A 17473-nucleotide genomic window follows, 5' to 3' on the forward strand; every position below is an offset into this window, starting at 1 on the left:
ACCACCGTCCCTTTTGTCAGTGTATTGGCAGTACGCTTATAAATTTTATAACGGCTACGCCAATACCATCAAAGGCAATATGCTTATGTTTGCTAAATAGTCATTGATAATCATAGGGTTAAGTTCAGCATCAAAAACACATTCAACACAGAACTACAAGACAAGCCTATAAATGACTGATTGGTCATAGCATAACCATTTTAGTGATACTGTGCCAGTAAATTTTCAAAGTTTTTTGCAGTCAATGCGCCGACTTCCTCGCCACTACAGCCATATAGTTGGGCAAGATAGCTTGCCACATATGGCACGTATGCCGGCTCATTAGGCCGGCCACGTTTAGGAACTGGTGCTAAATACGGGCTATCGGTTTCGATAAGTATTCTGTCTTTGGGCATATTTTTTGCGGCATCTTGAATCATTTGCGCACTTTTAAAACTGACGATACCTGAGAATGAAATATAAAACCCTAAGTCTAATGCGCGTTTTGCGGTTTCCCAGTCTTCAGTAAAGCAATGGATAATACCGTGTTCAGCGCCTTCTGCTTTTAGGATATCAAGCGTATCTTCTTTGGCGTCACGCATATGCACGACAAGCGGTTTCTTTAGCTGTTGGCTGGCATGGATATGACGCGCAAGGCTGGCTTGTTGCTCTTTTTTATTTTCCGTCGACCAGTAATAGTCCAGCCCCGTCTCCCCTATCGCCCACACGTGCTCAGCATCAGCCGTTTCTATCAAGCGCTCAACTGTCGCTGACTGCAATACGTTAATATCTTCACAAGGATGAATACCGACGCTCATACCAAGATTTAGCGCCTCGTCATTATAAGTGCTGACAATATTGGCAATCTCATCGTATTCAGCAAAATCACACATAATTGCCATCGCACGATTAACATTCGCCTCTTTCATCGCCGCAATCGCGCCGGACAATTGACCATCATACTTGGTTAAATCCAAACGGTTTAGATGGCAATGCGTATCTGTAAACATAAACAATCTCGTTAATAAAAATCAATAAATAGAATTATCTTAAAATATGGATTTGGTAATAGTAATAGTATTAATTGCTCTGATAAGCCGGCTTTTCAAGTCGTGTTTAACAAACGTCTATATAAAGGCTTTTTTATCAGAGCATTTTTTTAAAGAATAGTTTTTTTGAATGAGGCGTATTTTAGAGACGTCCTTTAATGCAGCGGCACCACACGCATCACCTCTTCTATGGTCGTTAACCCTTCGCTAATACGCTTTGCTCCCGATAAACGTAGCGGCTGCACGCCTTCGCGGTACGCTTGCTGCTTCAACGTATCCAAATTGGCATCGGCTGCGACCAATTTTTTTAGCTCATTGGATAACGGCATAATCTCGTACAGACCAACGCGACCTTGATAACCCGTATGGCGACAGTGCTCACAGCCCTGCGCCTTATAAACTTGCGCAGGCACTGGGGCGCGCCAAGGTTGCACCAATTCTTGCCATTGGATAGCAATCTCGCTATCTGTGCTTACATCAACGGCTTGCTTACAATGCGGGCATAACGTCCGTAATAAGCGCTGTGCCATTACCCCCAATATCGTTGCTGAGGTTAAAAATGGCTGAATACCCAAATCATGTAAACGGGTAATAGAGCTTGGTGCGTCGTTGGTATGCAACGTTGATAGCACTAAATACCCCGTCAAAGACGCTTGCACTGCCATATTGGCAGTCTCAGCATCGCGAATTTCACCGACCATAATAATGTCTGGGTCTTGGCGCATCAAAGAACGAATACTATCGGCAAAATGCAAATCAACCCCAGGATTGACCTGCATTTGATTAAAAGCGGGCTCAATCATCTCAATAGGATCTTCAATGGTACAGACATTGACCTGCTCGGTAGCGAGCTGCTTAAGCGTACTATATAAAGTGGTGGTTTTACCAGAACCCGTCGGACCCGTCACCAAGATAATCCCATTAGGATGGGCGGTCAGCTCATGCCACGTTTCAAGCTGCTTACCCGACAGGCCAAGCTGGGCAAACGAGCGCACCAGCACTTCTGGATCAAATACCCGCATGACAAGCTTTTCACCAAAAGCAGTCGGCATGGTAGAGAGACGAAGCTCGGTCTCTAAGCCTTTGGGTGTACGGGTTTTTAGGCGTCCATCTTGCGGCTTGCGCTTTTCTGCGACATTGAGCCGTCCCAAAATTTTGATACGGGCGGTCACCGCCACTATAATGGCAAGCGGCATCTCATAGACACTATGCAGCACCCCATCGATACGAAAGCGCACCTTGCCTGTTTCGCGGCGTGGCTCTAGATGAATATCACTGGCACGCTGCTCAAAAGCATATTGCAATAGCCAATCGACCACTTTGACAATATGTTGGTCATTGGCATCGGGATTGGCATTATCGCCGAGCTGCAACAAAGCTTCGACGTTGGTGACGTCCGCTGCCGCGCGCTTATGTAGGGAGTTTGCGCCCGCAATCGCTTGCGTGACTTGATAAAACTCTTGGCGATAGCGATTGATTTGTTCAGGATTGATAAAGACCGTGCGATAGCTTTTTGATTTAATAAGCTTTTCAATATTGCCATGCCAGTCGGTATAAAATGGCTGGTCAGTACCAATAACCACTTCATCAAGCGTCACTTCAATCGGTAAAATGTGCTGCGAGCGCGCATATTCAAACGACATCAGCTGCGTTACCGCCGGTACATCGACCTTTAACGGGTCAATACGCACCAGCGGCATATCTGCTTTGGCAGCCAGCCACTGATTGAGCCACGCCAGCGTCAATTTATTCTCAGAATTATTATTAAGCGCGTGACCATTTGGCAGCCCAAACTCGCTAATCGTAATCAGCGGATGCTGCACCTTGTTACGGCGACTGGTAATGACAAGGTTATAGCCGCGTTGATCAATCACCCTATCTGCCAACAACTCGTCTAGGCACCAACGCAAATCAATCACGATCGAATATTTTTGAGCAGACATAGTTATCTTCTTTTATAGTTTTATTCTTATAAGATTTAGAGCATTTAGTCGGCAGCGATGTTTACTTTCATTATACTGTGACAATATTCATTATCTGCAATTCACCTGAGTCCAGAAACTGGAAACTGACATCAACCGATTTATAGCGCATAACAAATGACGACTCTGTCTCTGTACGTCGATAAGCAGGGCGCGGGTCTTGCGCTATCAAGGCTTTAATCGTATCGAGATCAGACATCAATAACTGTTTTTGGGTATTATAAATGACCGCTTTAACCGTTAACTTCTCATCTTTAGCGTTTTTTTCTACACCATTGGCAAACCTTTGAATGGCGATAATTTGCCCAAACTGCTCATAAGCCGATTCGGTAATCGTCACGTCCAACAAGTGCGGTGCCGAAGGCGCAAATCCGCTTTGAGCATCAGGCAAGGCATCACTATAAGCCACGTAAGGCTTGATATCGATAATCGGCGTCCCATCTATCATATCAGCCCCGCTAATAATAAGTAACACCCGTCCTTCGACAATCTCGATGCGCTTTAGTTTGACCACAGACAACCCTAGCGCAGATGGACGATACATACTGCGGCTGGCAAATACACCTGTTTTTTGATTGCCACCCAAACGCGGCGGACGCACCTGAGGACGAAAACTACTATCATTTTTGTCTTGCTGCTTATTATTGAGTGAATGCTTGTGTTTATCCAATTTGTCTTTATATAAATAGTTATGATGAAACTGCCAACTGATCCAAATATGGCTAAAATCTTCCAGTCCGGCAAATGCCGCTGGCGTATCATACGGCGCGAGCATTTCAATCACACTAGTCATAACCACAAGATTTGGCTGCCTCGGTGCGCCAAACTTTTGTGACAGCGGCGCACGGTGGTAACCAATAATGGGCGATATATGATAGTTAATAGCGGCGGAAGTCTGACAAGTCATAAATCAAATCCCAAAAGTAAATAGCTGATAATACATGGCATGCGGCAATGATAGAAAATTATTCGCTAACGATATTCCATTTTATCATGGTACAGACAGGCAGCTAGGCGGATTTTTATTTTAAAGTTTGTTATGATGAGCGAGAAATTTATTGAGAATGGCTTGCATTCATAAAGGGCAGGTTTATAAAGTACAAGCAGCAAAGTTTACTTTTACGGGCAGCGCTGTTGTTTGCTAGAATCTGACGCCTTATAAAACCTGATAATAATGTTAAAATAACGGTTTTTTATCCGTGTCATTTGCTTAACATGTCATTTGCTTATTAGCCTGAACTGATAATTGATAAGCGCTTAATCTTATTCACACTTTTTATTACTTTAAAAATTTTTGTTTACCACCATTTTTAATGGGCGAATACACATTACCACTTACTAACGAGGGCTTTATGTCAAAACTCCGCACCGAAACGGTCACTGAGGTTCATCACTGGAATGACTCTCTATTTAGCATCAAAACCACGCGCGACGATGGCTTACGCTTCCGTAATGGCGAGTTTGCGATGATTGGTATCGTTGTCGATGGTAGACCGCTATTGCGCGCTTACTCGATTGCCAGCCCCAACTACGAAGAGCATTTGGAGTTTTTCTCTATTAAAGTTCAAGACGGTCCGCTAACCTCGCGCTTGCAGCATATCAAAGTGGGCGATGAGTTATTGGTCAGCAAAAAACCAACGGGTACTTTGGTACTAGACGATTTATTACCGGGTAAGCATTTATATATGCTATCAACCGGCACGGGACTTGCACCCTTTTTAGCCTTATCACGCGATCCTGAAGTCTATGAGCGTTTTGACAAAATCATTTTGGTACACGGCGTGCGTCAGGTGAAGGATTTGGCTTATCGTGAAATGTTTGAAGAAGAGCTGCCAAACGATGAAATCTTTGGTGAAGAGTTCCGCGAGAAGTTTATCTACTACCCAACTGTTACCCGCGAAGAGTTTAGAAATACTGGCCGTATCACTGATCTGATGAAATCAGGCAAATTCTTCGAAGATATTGGTCTACCGCCAATGAATAAAGACGATGACCGCGTACTTATCTGCGGTAGTATGCCATTTAATGCGGATATCTCTGCAATTTTAGACGACTTTGGTCTTACTGTTTCTCCACGTATGGGTGTGCAAGCGGATTATGCCGTTGAACGCGCCTTCGTTGGTTAAAAATAAAATTTTATCGTAAATAGTATAAATAATTCTTGACGGCTAAAAATAGCCTGCTATAATACGCAGCCTATACAGAGTTAACCCTGTAGCCCAATTCGATAATGTTTGCAGTATATAAACTTTATCACCTAACACGCCGGTGTGATGGAATTGGTAGACATGACGGATTCAAAATCCGTTGCCTTTAAAAGCGTGTCGGTTCAAGTCCGACCACCGGTACCATATACGAAACCCTCGTAATCTATCGATTACGAGGGTTTTTTATGGCTTACTGTTTAAAGTTAGTTGTCCTATCAAAAAAAGACCACGCTAATTGGCTTAGCGTGGTCTTATCTCAACTCCACAGCATACACCTACTCGGCTGCATCCAATAGCTTATTAACCGCTTCTGCCATGTCATCATCTATGATGTTATCTTCTATATAGTCCACGAGCTGATGAATAGTAGTCAGATCCATTTCTCGAATACCCAAACTTGCCAGTTGCTCATTAATAGACGCCAAGCTCTCAGTATCTTCAGGATTATCTAATAACTGCTCATCAAAGCTATCACTGACAAACCAATACATTTTCTCTAACACGCTCTCTCTTCTCGTCAAGGTAGAATAATTATCGCCATGGATAAACAAATTAAAATGATAAGGTATTTCCACCTCATTGATAAAAAAAGTACGCTTACACTCTAGGGTATAGGCTTGTACTTGTTTCTCTTCAGCGCCTTCTTCATCACTTATATCTTCTGCAATCTCTTCTTTTACCAAGCCTTCTAATATTTCATAACGCCCAACTTTGACTTTGTGATTATAAATAATACAAGCGTCCGCAATCGCATCAAAAATCACCGCACTGACATCTAAGGTATGGTCGTCGATATCATAAAAGGCTTTTAAAAAAGGTAAGAACTCTGTGAGCTTGTCTTCTGGCACTTCAGTCAGAAACTGCTGCTCGTAAATGGTAATCATATCTTCAGGTGAATAGGTATTGGCGGTATTGGTCTCATTTCTGCCCGTAGGTTGCAAGGGTATCAGGTTATATGGATTATTATGGGTCATGCAGGACTGCCTTTTTATTGAAGTAAGCGAAAATCTATGTCCTCTATTATCTCTTATTCAGCCACTTTTAGATATATGGTTTAGGCGTTCAAATTAACCAAAAAAAACCACTCTAAGTTGCTTAGAGTGGTTTTTATGCAACCAATACTATCTCAGTTTATTTTCAAAATGAATGTTCGCTAATTGGCCATTTGTACTTTTAGTTGCTTACGAATGCTAGAGCCATCTTTACAACTGATGGTGATACCTGTGAATCCAAACAGTATCGTAAGCAGCAGCGATAAATAACAGAAAAAGGCATAAGGCAAATATTCAAGTACCGGAACACCTAACGCTTGGCTGATAAATACCCCGCACACGCTCCACGGTACTAATGGATTGATAACCGTGCCCGCGTCTTCGATGGTACGCGATAGGTTTTTGGGGTGTAAATTCAAACGCTCAAAGGTCGGACGAAACGCAGTTCCTGATAATAAGATACTCAAATATTGCTCACCGATCAGCACGTTGATGCTTAAAGCCGCCATTGCCGCAGCAAAGATAGCACGTCCTGAGCTTGTCAGCATATTTCGAATACCTAACAATAACGCTGGTAAGATACCCAAAGCACGTAATAAACCGCCCAAACTTAACGCCAATATCACGATAGTCTGAGTAAAGAACATACTTTGCATACCGCCACGTGAGATCATACCCGCCACTTCACCCAGCTCTAAATTTTCGGCGGGCGTATAACCAGCAAATAGATAACCGCCGAGCTGCCCAATACTTGGCGTACTGTGCAGATAAGTAAGCACTAAAGCGGTCGCGATTGTACAAATGATGGTATAAATGGCATTGACTCGGCATAGTGCTAATACCACTAGCACGACAAATGGTAATACGGCATAACCATGGACTAAGCCGCTATCGACCAATTGTGATTGCAGTAAGGTCACTTGACCCAAATCACCCGTACCCGTCTGGCCAGAGAAATACCAAAATAGCCCCGCTGTGATGAGCCACGCCGGTACCGTGGTATACATCATATTACGGATATGCTCAAACAAATCAATGCCGACGACAGAAGAGGCAAGCGTACAAGTATCTGACAACGGCGACATTTTATCGGCAAAAAAAGCACCTGAAACCACCGCACCAGCAGCAATAGCAACGTTGGCATCAAAGGCATTACTCATACCAATAAAGGCCACACCAAGTGTCGCGGCTGTGGTCAAGCTACTGCCTAGAGCGACACCAATAATAGAGGTCAAAACAAAAGCCGAAATATAATAATACTGCGGTGAGATGAGATCAAAACCATAATACATAATGGTAGGAATAGCACCTGACATCATCAGCGCGGCGACCAGCAAACCAATAAAAAATAGTAAATAAATAGCACCAATACCACTGACAACGCCCGATGACATCTGCCCCTGCATCTTCTCAAAGCTTAGACCTTTATACATACCAAGGCCTAATAAAACAACGATTGCAAGCATCAATGACAGATGCGGTACCCAGCCAAAGCCGATCATGGTCACACCCATAATCGCGATGACAACGCTGGCAATAATAAAAGCTACCTTGGGAGATAGCTCGGTAAGTACTTGTGGAGGCATAACACATCCTTATGGTGCCATCATATATATTCTGGCGTTAGGGTTGGTTTTGGGTGGGACAAGTTTAATGAGTTGCAAAGATTATTGCCAGTCTCATGACTTACCCAGTAGGCTATCGGTCTTGGCTGCCATGATAAAATCATTGCGATGCAGACCTTTAATGCTATGTGACCACCAAGTGACGGTGACCTTGCCCCACTCTACCAAAATACCCGGATGATGCCCTTCTGCTTCCGCAATGTCGGCAAGCTCATTGGCAAATGCCATCGCTGTGACAAAATTTTTGAATTTATACTGACGCTGTAATTGCTTAATGCCGTCGACTTCGATGAGCGACCAATCAGGAATTTGTTGTAATAGCTCGCGTGCTTCTGTGTCGTCGACGGTTGGAGCGCCGATACGGCAGGCTTCACAGCTGGCTTGTGATAATGTCGTCATGATAATATCCTTTTAAGTTAACTATTATTTTTTTAATACCGTTACGTCCGTGTTAATACTGTTTTTACAGCATCACTTTTACCACATCGTTATTTTAACGATGCTAAATTTTTTAATGTATTAAGAGTTTTTTGGTGCATAAGTTGGTTCAAACAAACCAAGTGCCATTGCTTGTTTGACCTTGCCCATGATGTCGCTATCGACGATATCGAACAGCGTATCTAAATCATCAATGACATAATAAATCGGCTGAATATGGTCAATGCGATAAGGCGTACGCAGCACAGCAAGCAAATCAAATGCGCGGTATTCTGGCTGATTTTGAGGTTGCTGCTGATGGTTGGATTGGTGCAACGTATCGCTACCATTAAGCGCATAAACCGTTTCAGAAGGCGAGCTCAAGATACCGCCGCCATAGATACGGCGATTGTCAGGGTGACTACCTACCAAGCCAAACTCGATGGTAAACCAATAAAGCCGTGCCAAAAACCACCTTTCTTCTTTACTGGCATCAAGACCCAGCTTGCCATAGGTCTCATTAAAAGCGGCAAAAGCAGGATGGGTCAGCAGCGGACAATGGCCAACGATTTCATGAAAGATATCTGGCTCTTCGATATAGTCCATGTCTTCAAAGCGGCGGATAAAGGTCGCTACCGGAAAGCGTTTATTTGCTAAGAGTTTAAAAAACTTACCAAAGCTGATAAGCGCAGGAACGGCAGCGGTTTGCCAGCCGGTGGTGGCCTGCAATATTTCGTCGATATCGTGGAGTTGCGGGATATGCGTCGATGGCAGATTTAGCTTTTCTAAGCCTTCTAGATAGGCTGAGCAAGCTCGATTGGGTATTTGCTTGGCTTGACGTGTAAGCAGCGCCTGCCACATGGCATTTTCATCGTCACTATAGTGAATATGACCCTGACTGTCTGGCTGATGCGAGAGGTAAGGTTGCTTCTCAGCCGTTAAATCGCTATGGCTAGCATCATCAGCGCCGAGAGCATTTGAAGACACACTCTTGGCACTGTGGGATTTTTGAATAGTATTGTTAGCTTGTAGGCGTTCCATGCCTGTGTTCCTTTTATTAGCGTTAGTACAGTCGCTTGTCGTCAGTAATTCTCAGGTATTTTTGATTTACCATCGCAAGCGGTACTTTGCTGATTAAGGACAAGACAAATTCCTTTTGCTCTGCCCATTTATTATACTTATAAACGTTTAAGCTAAAACTATGGCGTTTCAGTTTCTGGCTGACCAATCGCGCCGCGACGAACTTGGTCACGCTCGATGGATTCAAACAAGGCTTTAAAGTTACCTTCACCAAAGCCTTCTTCGTAATCGCCTTTACGCTGGATAAATTCGAAGAATACGGGGCTACCAAGGATGGTTTCAGAGAAAATCTGTAGCAATAAGCGTGGCGTACCGCCTTCTGTGGTACCGTCTAACAAGATGCCGCGCATTTGTAGTTCAGCGACATTCTCGCCGTGGTTTGGTAAGCGCTCATCCAACATTTGGTAATAGGTATCATTTGGCGCTGTCATCAGCGGAATACCCATGTCTCTTAATTTGTCGATGCTAGACAACAAATCATCACTCAATAGTGCGATATGCTGGATACCTTCGCCATTAAATTGCATCAAGTACTCTTCAATTTGCCCACCGCCCTGCTTTGATTCTTCGTTTAATGGAATACGAATTTTGCCATCAGGCGCGGTCATCGCTTTACTGGTCAGACCCGTATACTCACCAGTGATATCAAAATAACGGATTTCGCGGAAGTTAAAGATACGCTCGTAGAAATCGGCCCAGTATGCCATGCGACCACGGTAGACATTGTGCGTCAGATGATCGATAACCTTAAAGCCAAAGCCTTTTGGATGCTTGTCGACGCCCGGTAGGTATTCAAAATCGATATCATAAATAGAGTTACCATCGCCAAAGCGGTCAATGAGATAAATAAGCGAGCCGCCGATACCTTTAATCGCTGGCAAGCGCAGCTCCATCACCCCTGTTGGCACGTCTACTGGCTCAGCGCCATTCTCGATAGCTAGCTCATACGCTTGCTGCGCATTTTTTACCCGAAAGCCCATGCTACAAGCGCCGGCGCCATGCTCACCTAAGAAATAGCTGCCATGGCTTTTTGGCTCACGGTTTAAAATAAGGTTGATATCTCCTTGGCGAAACAAGGCGACATCTTTTGAGCGGTGATTGGCAATATGAGTAAAGCCAAGGTTGCGAAATAGCGTTTCGACAAGCTCAGGCTCAGGTGAGACAAACTCAACGAAATCAAATCCTTGCAAGCCCATTGGGTTATCAAATAAATCTGCCTTTAACTCTGACATTGTCATCATCCTTAATTTCAATTGGTGGTATACATCACTAAAAGTTAGCAAAAAATAAGTTTCATCAATCATTCCTATTGACGAGTGATTTATATTAGATTAGCTTGATTTATAAGACTAATCGTATTTTTTGATTTATTTATCAGGTGTGCTTATGAATATCAGTATTCGCCAATTGAGCGCTTTTATCAGTGTGGCTGACAATGGCAGTTTTACCCGCGCCAGCGAGCAGATGCATTTGACCCAATCTGCCGTCAGTGGTTTGATTAAAGAATTGGAGTCCAGCCTTGGTATCGTGCTATTTGACCGCACCACCCGCCAGCTGTCATTATCCGTCGTTGGTCATCATTTATTGCCGCAAGCGCGGCGTATTTTAAATGAGATGCAGCTATTTGAAAATGAAGCCAGTAGCTTGACAAGTTTGGCGCAAGGTCAAGTCAGACTTGCGGTGTCGCAATTTGCTGCCTCCTCCATGCCAGCCGTTATTGCTCAATTTGCTAAAGCATATCCAGATATCAGCGTGTCTTTACTTGATTGCTCAGCAGAAAATGTTTTAGAACATATTCAAAACATCGAGGTAGATTTGGGCGTCGGTACTGAGCGTGGTTTTACGGAGCCTGACGATGACATCAGCGCCGATTTGTTATATCAGCTGCCGTTTTGTGTGGTAATGCCAGATAACCATGCGCTGGCGCAAAAATCAGAAGTCATTTGGCAGGATTTAGTAGACACGCCGCTTATTACCTTGCAAGGGCCATTTATCGAGCAAGTCACCGCTGAGCTTGATGAGGAAATTGCCAGCCATATTCAGCAGGCGCGCTACAAAGTCAACTTTATGTCGACCGCCCTTGAGATGACCCGCCAAGGTTTTGGCATTACCTTGTGCTTGCCTTATATGCCAGAGGTGATAGATTGGGTAAGCGCCAATGGTTTGCAAATGCGTCCATTGGCACAGCCGGTTAAAATGCGCCGATTCTTTATTTATCAACGCTCGTCACGCGCTTTATCGCCCGCCAGCATTGCCTTTAAGCAATTTTTGCAAACTTACTTTGCCAGCCACTTTGATGATTTGCAGCGTGTTTAAGGGCAACTCAAGAACTTATTACTTCAATTTAGCAAAGGCTAAAATCTGTCCAAAAACTTGCTAATAAACAAAAAAACGCGTTAATTAATCAGTATCGCTGAATCTAACGTTGAGTTAATCGCCAAACTGGTTTATGCTTTTTAACGCCTTAACTCATCTCCCTTGTAAGGAAAAAAAATGTTTGAACGTATCGATTATTATGCCGGTGACCCGATTTTAGGATTGATGGACAAATTTGCCGCTGACACCAATCCAGATAAAGTCAATTTGGGTGTTGGCGTTTATTATGATGAGGATGGCAAATTGCCTGTCCTTGAGTGTGTCAAAACGGCGGAGCAGCGCATTGCTGATCCTATCTCTCCTCGTCCGTACTTGCCAATGGCAGGCTTACCCGGCCACCGTAAAGGTTGTCAGGAATTGCTATTTGGTAAAGACGCGCAAATCTTACAAGACGGTTTGGTAGCAACCATCGCCACTATCGGTGGTTCTGGCGCATTAAAAGTCGGCGCAGAGTTTATCCATGAATGGTTCCCACAATCTAAATGCTACGTCAGCGACCCAACGTGGGGCAATCACATTGCTATCTTTGAAGGCTCTGACGTCGAGGTCGGTAAATATCCGTACTACGATAAAGCAACCAGCAGTGTTAAGTTTGATGAAATGATTGCATTTTTTGAAACTTTGAATAAAAACGATGTTGTCTTGCTGCACCCTTGCTGCCATAACCCAACCGGTATGGATTTGACTCGTGAACAGTGGGATACCGCGCTGACTGTCATTAAAGCGCGTGAATTGATTCCATTTATGGACATCGCCTACCAAGGCTTTGGTAAAGACATGGACAGCGACGCTTACGCGATTCGTAAAGCAGTCGAGATGGGTCTACCCGTATTTGTCAGTAACTCATTCTCTAAAAACTTATCGCTATACGGTGAGCGTGTCGGCGGTCTATCGGTCGTGTGCCCAAGCACTGACGAAGCGGAGCGCGTCTTTGGTCAGCTAAATGCAACCGTGCGTCGCATCTACTCAAGCCCACCATCACATGGCGGCCGCGTGGTCGATATCGTCATGAACGACGAAGCGCTACATGAGCAATGGGTTGGCGAAGTTTATGCCATGCGTGACCGTATCAAAGCCATGCGCTTAAAGCTAAAATCAGTATTGGAAGAAAAAGTCCCCGGCCGTGACTTCGATTATTTAACTGAGCAAAACGGTATGTTTAGCTTTACCGGTCTGACGCCTGAACAAGTTGAAAAACTCCAAAGCAAATATGGTATCTACATGGTTTCGAACTCACGTATGTGTGTGGCGGGCTTAAACAGCAGTAATATCGACTATGTTGCCAATGCCATGGTTGATGTTTTAAAAGACTAACTCTCTAGCGTAATTTTAGAAAAACTATGTGATTAAAAAGGTTGAGTCATGACTCAGCCTTTTTTTTATGTCTGCTACTTTCTAAAAAAATGTATAAAAAACACTGCACAAAAAACCTTGCAATCTATTTGGCTATAAATTACATTATACGTAAGTAGTTAATTATAACGTAATTCAATACACGCTTTAGCAAGGAGCTTCCCATGTCAACGATTGACAAAAACCTCACCTCATTTATCGATATTGCCGCCGATTCCGACTTCTCTATTCACAACTTGCCTTATGGTATTTTTAGTGATGCTAAAGACGCTACTGGTAACAACAACCGTCGCGCAGGTGTTGCTATTGGTGAGCAGGTATTAGACTTATCAATACTCGAAGCAGAAGGTTTATTAAGTTTGGCAGGCGGCCCCTATTTTGATCAGCCAACCCTAAACGCCTTTATTGATTCTGGTCGCGGCAACTGGACCAAGGCGCGCAGCACCATTCAAACCTTATTGTCTGCTGATAGTGACACACTGCGCGACAACAAAGACTTGCAGGCAAAAGCGCTGTTTAAGCAAGCAGACGTCACCATGCATCTGCCTGTTCACGTACCAGGTTTTACCGATTTTTACTCATCTAAAGAACACGCGACCAACGTCGGCACTATGTTCCGTGACCCAAAGAACGCTCTACTAGCTAACTGGACTGAAATGCCCGTCGGTTATAATGGCCGCGCCAGTACCGTCATCGTTAGTGGTACGGATGTAATACGCCCATCGGGCCAGCTGAAACCCAATCCTGACGAACGTCCTATTTTCTCACCTTGTAAGCGCCTTGATTTTGAGCTTGAAACCGCCTTTGTCGTCGGTAAAGGTAATAACATCGGCCAACCGATTGCGGTAGATGAGGCTAATGATCACATTTTTGGCATGGTGCTACTCAACGATTGGTCAGCTCGCGACATTCAAAAATGGGAATACGTACCTTTAGGCCCCTTTAATGCCAAGACCTTTGCCTCTGAAGTATCACCTTGGATTGTGACCATGGATGCGTTAGCGCCGTTTAAGACTGCATGCCCAACGCAAGAACCAAAACCACTGGCTTATCTCAATGAAAAAGACAGTAACAATAGCTTTGACATCAATTTATCAGTCGAGCTGTTGCCTGAGAATAGCGATGAAGCAACCGTTGTTTGTGAAACCAACTTTAAATATATGTATTGGTCCATGGCGCAGCAGCTCACCCACCACACCATCACCGGCTGTAAAGTAGAAGTTGGTGACATGATGGGTTCAGGGACGATTTCGGGACCGACGCCAGACTCTTATGGCTCAATGTTAGAGATTGCTTGGAATGCCACCAAACCCGTCACTTTAAAAGGCGGCGAAACGCGCAGCTTTATCGAAGATGGCGATACCGTGATTATGAAAGGTTATAGCGAAAAAGACGGCATTCGTGTTGGCTTTGGTGAGGTACGCGGCAAGGTCTTGCCGGCGCTTAGCTTTGATTTTGACAAATAAGTCTATTTCATAAAGTAATTACAAATCAGACAAGCGTAAAAAAATTACTTAGGCTGTTAGACAATTATCACTACTTAGTTTAGCGAAATGCTGACAGCCAATTAAGTTGGACGCTTTATCAAAAGGAGTTTGATATGAGTTTTAAAATTGAAAAAATCCATCACGTGGCCTATCGCTGCAAGGATGCTAAAGAAACCGTTGAATGGTATAAAAAATATCTCAATATGGATTTTATCTTAGCATTCGCTGAGGACCATGTCCCCTCGACCAAAGCCTTTGACCCTTATATGCATGTGTTTTTAGATGCCGGTAATGGCAATGTCTTGGCGTTTTTTGAAGTGCCCAATCAACCTGAAATGGGTTTTGACCCCAATACGCCAAACTGGGTGCAACACTTAGCCATGAAGGTAAAAGACCGCGATGCGTTAATGGCGGCAAAAAAGCATTTAGAAGAAAATGGCATCGACGTAGTCGGCGTGACCAATCACGGTATTTTTCATTCTATCTATTTCTTTGATCCTAATGGCCATCGTATGGAACTTACCTACGATGATAGTACCTCAGAAGAAAAAGTCTCGATGATTACGGAAGAGATGAAACACGAGATGCTAGATGAATGGTCGCGCACCAAACGTGCGCCCGTTCATACGCAGTTTTTACATGCAGAAGAACTCGCTGAAGCAAGAGAAGTCGCACCCGTTGGTGAGTAACAGCGTCAATTTATGCAATAGTTAAAACTTATTTTATTCAGTAGTTAAGTTAAATAGTAAGTTTTGACTAAGCTATTTGATAGCGTCGCGCAATGGCTAGTATTTGCTCGACCACGTTATGTTGCTCACTCATCGGTAACTGCTCGGTGGTACCAATGATAGTAATGGCATATTCTAATGGCAAGCTTTCAGCAGATGGTTTGTCATTAGCAGATAGTTGATTGTTGCTAAGCGGCTGATTAGTGGTCGAGGTATTGCTTTCTAGTGGCGGCACAAGCACTGGAATGGTAATGGCATTAATCCCCATTAACATATCGCCGGTAACTGTGGCATAGCCTTGGGTAAGAATTTTGGCGCGCAACTGGTTAAAATTCTGCCATCGCTCTGCGATAATGTCTTTATCATTTGTCTGCCATTCAGCGATAACCAATGGCTTAATAATCGTTTCTGGCTGATAACTGGCAAACAGCTGCCCTGTTGCCGACGTCGTTAGCGGCATACGTGAACCGATACGAGTAATGATACTAATCGGGCTATCAGGCTCAACCGATTGAATGATAATCGGACCTTCGCTGAACCATTTGGCGATTTGAACCGCACAGTTTACCGTGCCTTTAATCTCTGTTGCCACATGCGTCAGGCGCTCTAATAGGTTGTGTTGATTGAAGTCCGCATGCCCAAGCGAATTTCCTCGAGCGCCAAGCCCATAACGCCCATCACTGAGCTTACGTGCATAATTTTTACGAATAAGACTGACCAAGTAGCGATGACACTTTGCTGGATGCATCTGTACAGCTTGAGCGACGTCCTTTAACATCATAGGCTTATTTTGATCGATAAGAACATCTAACACCGACAATCCAACCTCAAGTGACTGCACGCCACCTTGGTTTTTATTGGTAGTAGGATTGTCTGGCAGGTTTTCAGATACGGGCATGTTTTGCTCAATTAATTATTTACTTTATCAATAATTATACCCATTTATATACCCAACAAGACAACATAATAAAAGGAATAAATAATGATGACATTTTATGGCTATTTTCGCAGTAGCACGTCTTACCGTACGCGTATCGCGATGAACCTAAAAGGCTTAGATTATGATTATATTGCGATTAATTTGGCGCAAGATGAACAATTAAAAAACGAATTTTTATCGCTTAATCCACAAGGATTGGTGCCTGTTTTACAAGCCGATGATTTGCTGTTATTTCAAAGTCCCGCTATCTTAGAATGGTTAGAAGAGGTTTATCCTAAAAATCCATTATTGCCTAAAGACGCTGCGGGGCGTATGCAAGTACGGGCGTTAAGCGCAATGATTGGCTGTGATATCCATCCGCTTAATAACCGCCGTGTTTTACAATATCTACGCAATGAGCTGTCGGTAGATGAAGCTGAGGTCATAAAATGGTGTAATCGCTGGATAAGTGAGGGTTTTGCTGCGTTAGAAAAACGCTTGGCTCAAGATAACAGTCGTGATAATAGCCGCAGGAAATTTTGCTACGGCGACAGCCCGACCTTTGCAGATTGTTATTTAGTCCCGCAAGTTTCTTCGGCGCGGCGCTTTGAAGTGGACTTAAATCCTTACCCAAATATTGTCCAAATTGACGCCCATTGCCGCACGCTAAAAGCCTTTTCTGACGCCGACCCTATGCAGCAACCTGATGCACCAAATGCTTAGCCTTAGAGAAATAACCTCTAAAAAAGGACTACCCTTAATTTAGAGGTTATTAAATAGGGATAGCTTTCTATTTATATCACTGCTCAAATTTTCATCTCTTTTTGCGTGACCGCCACTATCTTAATAGGTACCGCACATAGCCATGACATGCCGCCACTACAATAAAAGCAGCCATTTTTAAATGACACGATATAGGCGGTAAAATCATTACCACATTGATCCTTTATCGCCTCCTCATCACTTTCATCATCGACCGCACACCATACTCGCTTATTACCTCGTTTAAGTAGCGCGCGGGTTAAATCGCTCCCTTTTAGCTCATTATTCATACCAAACTCCTTGGCTATCTTGCTTTAACATTACTCAATCCATAAGAATGATACTAGCCCTAACACCTTTTTATTTTAACCCCACTCTCAACTTGAAATAAGCAAATCAAACTGAAGAGGCGGATTACCAAGTTTTTTGTTGAGTACAAAGCACAGATTGTGTGAAAGAATCTTACGAATCAATCGATGAGACAAATGCCATAAATCTCTTGCTCGTACCCTTTGTA

16 protein-coding genes, 1 tRNA gene and 1 pseudogene are annotated in these 17473 nt (G+C 43.7%); 7 read left to right on the forward strand and 11 right to left on the reverse strand.

The genetic code is table 11. The features are described 5' to 3' along the window. Window positions 1–200: 200 nt before the first annotated feature. The 3 genes from JFC07_RS09520 to JFC07_RS09530 all read right to left on the reverse strand — a co-directional run bounded on the left by JFC07_RS09520 (window position 201) and on the right by JFC07_RS09530 (window position 3917). Complete coding sequence (locus tag JFC07_RS09520) at window positions 201–989, reverse strand: TatD family hydrolase (protein ID WP_102077097.1); 789 nt, start codon at window positions 987–989, stop codon at window positions 201–203. A gap of 194 nt (window positions 990–1183) precedes the next feature. Further along, the gene (locus tag JFC07_RS09525; protein ID WP_198328926.1) at window positions 1184–2971 is read right to left on the reverse strand and encodes a type IV pilus assembly ATPase TfpB; all 1788 of its coding nucleotides are present in this window, start codon (window positions 2969–2971) and stop codon (window positions 1184–1186) included. Between the two features lie 70 nt (window positions 2972–3041). Next, entirely contained in the window at window positions 3042–3917 is an 876-nt protein-coding gene (locus JFC07_RS09530; protein ID WP_102077098.1) for a tRNA (N6-threonylcarbamoyladenosine(37)-N6)-methyltransferase TrmO, read from the reverse strand. 445 nt (window positions 3918–4362) lie between these two features. Here JFC07_RS09530 and JFC07_RS09535 point away from each other — a divergent pair, with 445 nt between their 5' ends. Then, window positions 4363–5136: a ferredoxin--NADP reductase gene (locus JFC07_RS09535; protein ID WP_068405560.1), complete on the forward strand. Its 774-nt coding sequence runs from the start codon at window positions 4363–4365 to the stop codon at window positions 5134–5136. Between the two features lie 138 nt (window positions 5137–5274). Next, window positions 5275–5361 (forward strand) — tRNA-Leu (locus JFC07_RS09540). Window positions 5362–5492: 131 nt separating this feature from the next. Here the strand turns inward: JFC07_RS09540 and JFC07_RS09545 are convergent. The 5 genes from JFC07_RS09545 to hppD all read right to left on the reverse strand — a co-directional run bounded on the left by JFC07_RS09545 (window position 5493) and on the right by hppD (window position 10563). Then, window positions 5493–6191, reverse strand: coding sequence for a hypothetical protein (locus tag JFC07_RS09545; protein WP_068405569.1), 699 nt, complete (start codon window positions 6189–6191; stop codon window positions 5493–5495). A 179-nt stretch (window positions 6192–6370) separates the two neighbouring features. Then, window positions 6371–7795 (reverse strand): Na+/H+ antiporter NhaC, encoded by a 1425-nt coding sequence (gene nhaC / locus JFC07_RS09550; RefSeq protein WP_193030506.1) that lies wholly within the window; start codon window positions 7793–7795, stop codon window positions 6371–6373. Between the two features lie 93 nt (window positions 7796–7888). After that, on the reverse strand, window positions 7889–8233 hold the full coding sequence (locus tag JFC07_RS09555; protein ID WP_068405575.1) for a 4a-hydroxytetrahydrobiopterin dehydratase: 345 nt from the start codon (window positions 8231–8233) through the stop codon (window positions 7889–7891). A 120-nt stretch (window positions 8234–8353) separates the two neighbouring features. Beyond that, a complete protein-coding gene (gene phhA, locus JFC07_RS09560; protein ID WP_198328927.1) occupies window positions 8354–9292 on the reverse strand; it encodes a phenylalanine 4-monooxygenase in 939 nt (312 codons plus the stop codon). 158 nt (window positions 9293–9450) lie between these two features. Further along, the gene (gene hppD, locus JFC07_RS09565; protein ID WP_068405578.1) at window positions 9451–10563 is read right to left on the reverse strand and encodes a 4-hydroxyphenylpyruvate dioxygenase; all 1113 of its coding nucleotides are present in this window, start codon (window positions 10561–10563) and stop codon (window positions 9451–9453) included. A gap of 154 nt (window positions 10564–10717) precedes the next feature. On the opposite strand from hppD, the gene JFC07_RS09570 reads away from it, so the two are divergent. From JFC07_RS09570 to JFC07_RS09585, 4 genes are all read left to right on the forward strand, one after another. Continuing rightward, window positions 10718–11647: a LysR family transcriptional regulator gene (locus tag JFC07_RS09570; RefSeq protein WP_068405582.1), complete on the forward strand. Its 930-nt coding sequence runs from the start codon at window positions 10718–10720 to the stop codon at window positions 11645–11647. A gap of 177 nt (window positions 11648–11824) precedes the next feature. Continuing rightward, window positions 11825–13021 carry an amino acid aminotransferase gene (locus JFC07_RS09575; RefSeq protein WP_068405586.1) on the forward strand — a complete coding sequence of 399 codons (1197 nt, stop codon included), beginning with the start codon at window positions 11825–11827 and terminating at the stop codon, window positions 13019–13021. Window positions 13022–13224: 203 nt separating this feature from the next. Next, the gene (fahA, locus tag JFC07_RS09580) at window positions 13225–14526 is read left to right on the forward strand and encodes a fumarylacetoacetase (protein WP_068405589.1); all 1302 of its coding nucleotides are present in this window, start codon (window positions 13225–13227) and stop codon (window positions 14524–14526) included. 134 nt (window positions 14527–14660) lie between these two features. Further along, entirely contained in the window at window positions 14661–15236 is a 576-nt protein-coding gene (locus tag JFC07_RS09585) for a VOC family protein (protein WP_068405592.1), read from the forward strand. A 67-nt stretch (window positions 15237–15303) separates the two neighbouring features. Here the strand turns inward: JFC07_RS09585 and JFC07_RS09590 are convergent, their stop codons facing one another. Then, window positions 15304–16173: an IclR family transcriptional regulator gene (locus tag JFC07_RS09590; protein WP_068405595.1), complete on the reverse strand. Its 870-nt coding sequence runs from the start codon at window positions 16171–16173 to the stop codon at window positions 15304–15306. A gap of 87 nt (window positions 16174–16260) precedes the next feature. On the opposite strand from JFC07_RS09590, the gene maiA reads away from it, so the two are divergent. Next, window positions 16261–16917, forward strand: coding sequence for a maleylacetoacetate isomerase (gene maiA, locus JFC07_RS09595; RefSeq protein WP_198328931.1), 657 nt, complete (start codon window positions 16261–16263; stop codon window positions 16915–16917). Between the two features lie 83 nt (window positions 16918–17000). Here the strand turns inward: maiA and JFC07_RS09600 are convergent, their stop codons facing one another. Next, window positions 17001–17246 carry a hypothetical protein gene (locus tag JFC07_RS09600; RefSeq protein ID WP_068405601.1) on the reverse strand — a complete coding sequence of 82 codons (246 nt, stop codon included), beginning with the start codon at window positions 17244–17246 and terminating at the stop codon, window positions 17001–17003. An 87-nt stretch (window positions 17247–17333) separates the two neighbouring features. Next, a pseudogene (locus JFC07_RS09605) lies at window positions 17334–17473 on the reverse strand (IS982 family transposase); the annotation flags it as partial.

Source organism: Psychrobacter faecalis (assembly GCF_016107575.1).
Classification (GTDB): Bacteria; Pseudomonadota; Gammaproteobacteria; order Pseudomonadales; family Moraxellaceae; genus Psychrobacter; species Psychrobacter faecalis.

What these genes read in the sequence shown, in the direction of transcription:
- JFC07_RS09585 (WP_068405592.1), top strand. Translation starts at nt 14,661, where the DNA reads ATGAGTTTTAAAATTGAAAAAATCCATCACGTGGCCTATCGCTGCAAG.
- nhaC (WP_193030506.1), bottom strand. Translation starts at nt 7,795, where the DNA reads ATGCCTCCACAAGTACTTACCGAGCTATCTCCCAAGGTAGCTTTTATT.
- JFC07_RS09575 (WP_068405586.1), top strand. Translation starts at nt 11,825, where the DNA reads ATGTTTGAACGTATCGATTATTATGCCGGTGACCCGATTTTAGGATTG.
- hppD (WP_068405578.1), bottom strand. Translation starts at nt 10,563, where the DNA reads ATGTCAGAGTTAAAGGCAGATTTATTTGATAACCCAATGGGCTTGCAA.
- JFC07_RS09530 (WP_102077098.1), bottom strand. Translation starts at nt 3,917, where the DNA reads ATGACTTGTCAGACTTCCGCCGCTATTAACTATCATATATCGCCCATT.
- phhA (WP_198328927.1), bottom strand. Translation starts at nt 9,292, where the DNA reads ATGGAACGCCTACAAGCTAACAATACTATTCAAAAATCCCACAGTGCC.
- JFC07_RS09535 (WP_068405560.1), top strand. Translation starts at nt 4,363, where the DNA reads ATGTCAAAACTCCGCACCGAAACGGTCACTGAGGTTCATCACTGGAAT.
- JFC07_RS09570 (WP_068405582.1), top strand. Translation starts at nt 10,718, where the DNA reads ATGAATATCAGTATTCGCCAATTGAGCGCTTTTATCAGTGTGGCTGAC.
- fahA (WP_068405589.1), top strand. Translation starts at nt 13,225, where the DNA reads ATGTCAACGATTGACAAAAACCTCACCTCATTTATCGATATTGCCGCC.
- JFC07_RS09555 (WP_068405575.1), bottom strand. Translation starts at nt 8,233, where the DNA reads ATGACGACATTATCACAAGCCAGCTGTGAAGCCTGCCGTATCGGCGCT.
- JFC07_RS09525 (WP_198328926.1), bottom strand. Translation starts at nt 2,971, where the DNA reads ATGTCTGCTCAAAAATATTCGATCGTGATTGATTTGCGTTGGTGCCTA.
- JFC07_RS09600 (WP_068405601.1), bottom strand. Translation starts at nt 17,246, where the DNA reads ATGAATAATGAGCTAAAAGGGAGCGATTTAACCCGCGCGCTACTTAAA.
- JFC07_RS09590 (WP_068405595.1), bottom strand. Translation starts at nt 16,173, where the DNA reads ATGCCCGTATCTGAAAACCTGCCAGACAATCCTACTACCAATAAAAAC.
- maiA (WP_198328931.1), top strand. Translation starts at nt 16,261, where the DNA reads ATGACATTTTATGGCTATTTTCGCAGTAGCACGTCTTACCGTACGCGT.
- JFC07_RS09520 (WP_102077097.1), bottom strand. Translation starts at nt 989, where the DNA reads ATGTTTACAGATACGCATTGCCATCTAAACCGTTTGGATTTAACCAAG.
- JFC07_RS09545 (WP_068405569.1), bottom strand. Translation starts at nt 6,191, where the DNA reads ATGACCCATAATAATCCATATAACCTGATACCCTTGCAACCTACGGGC.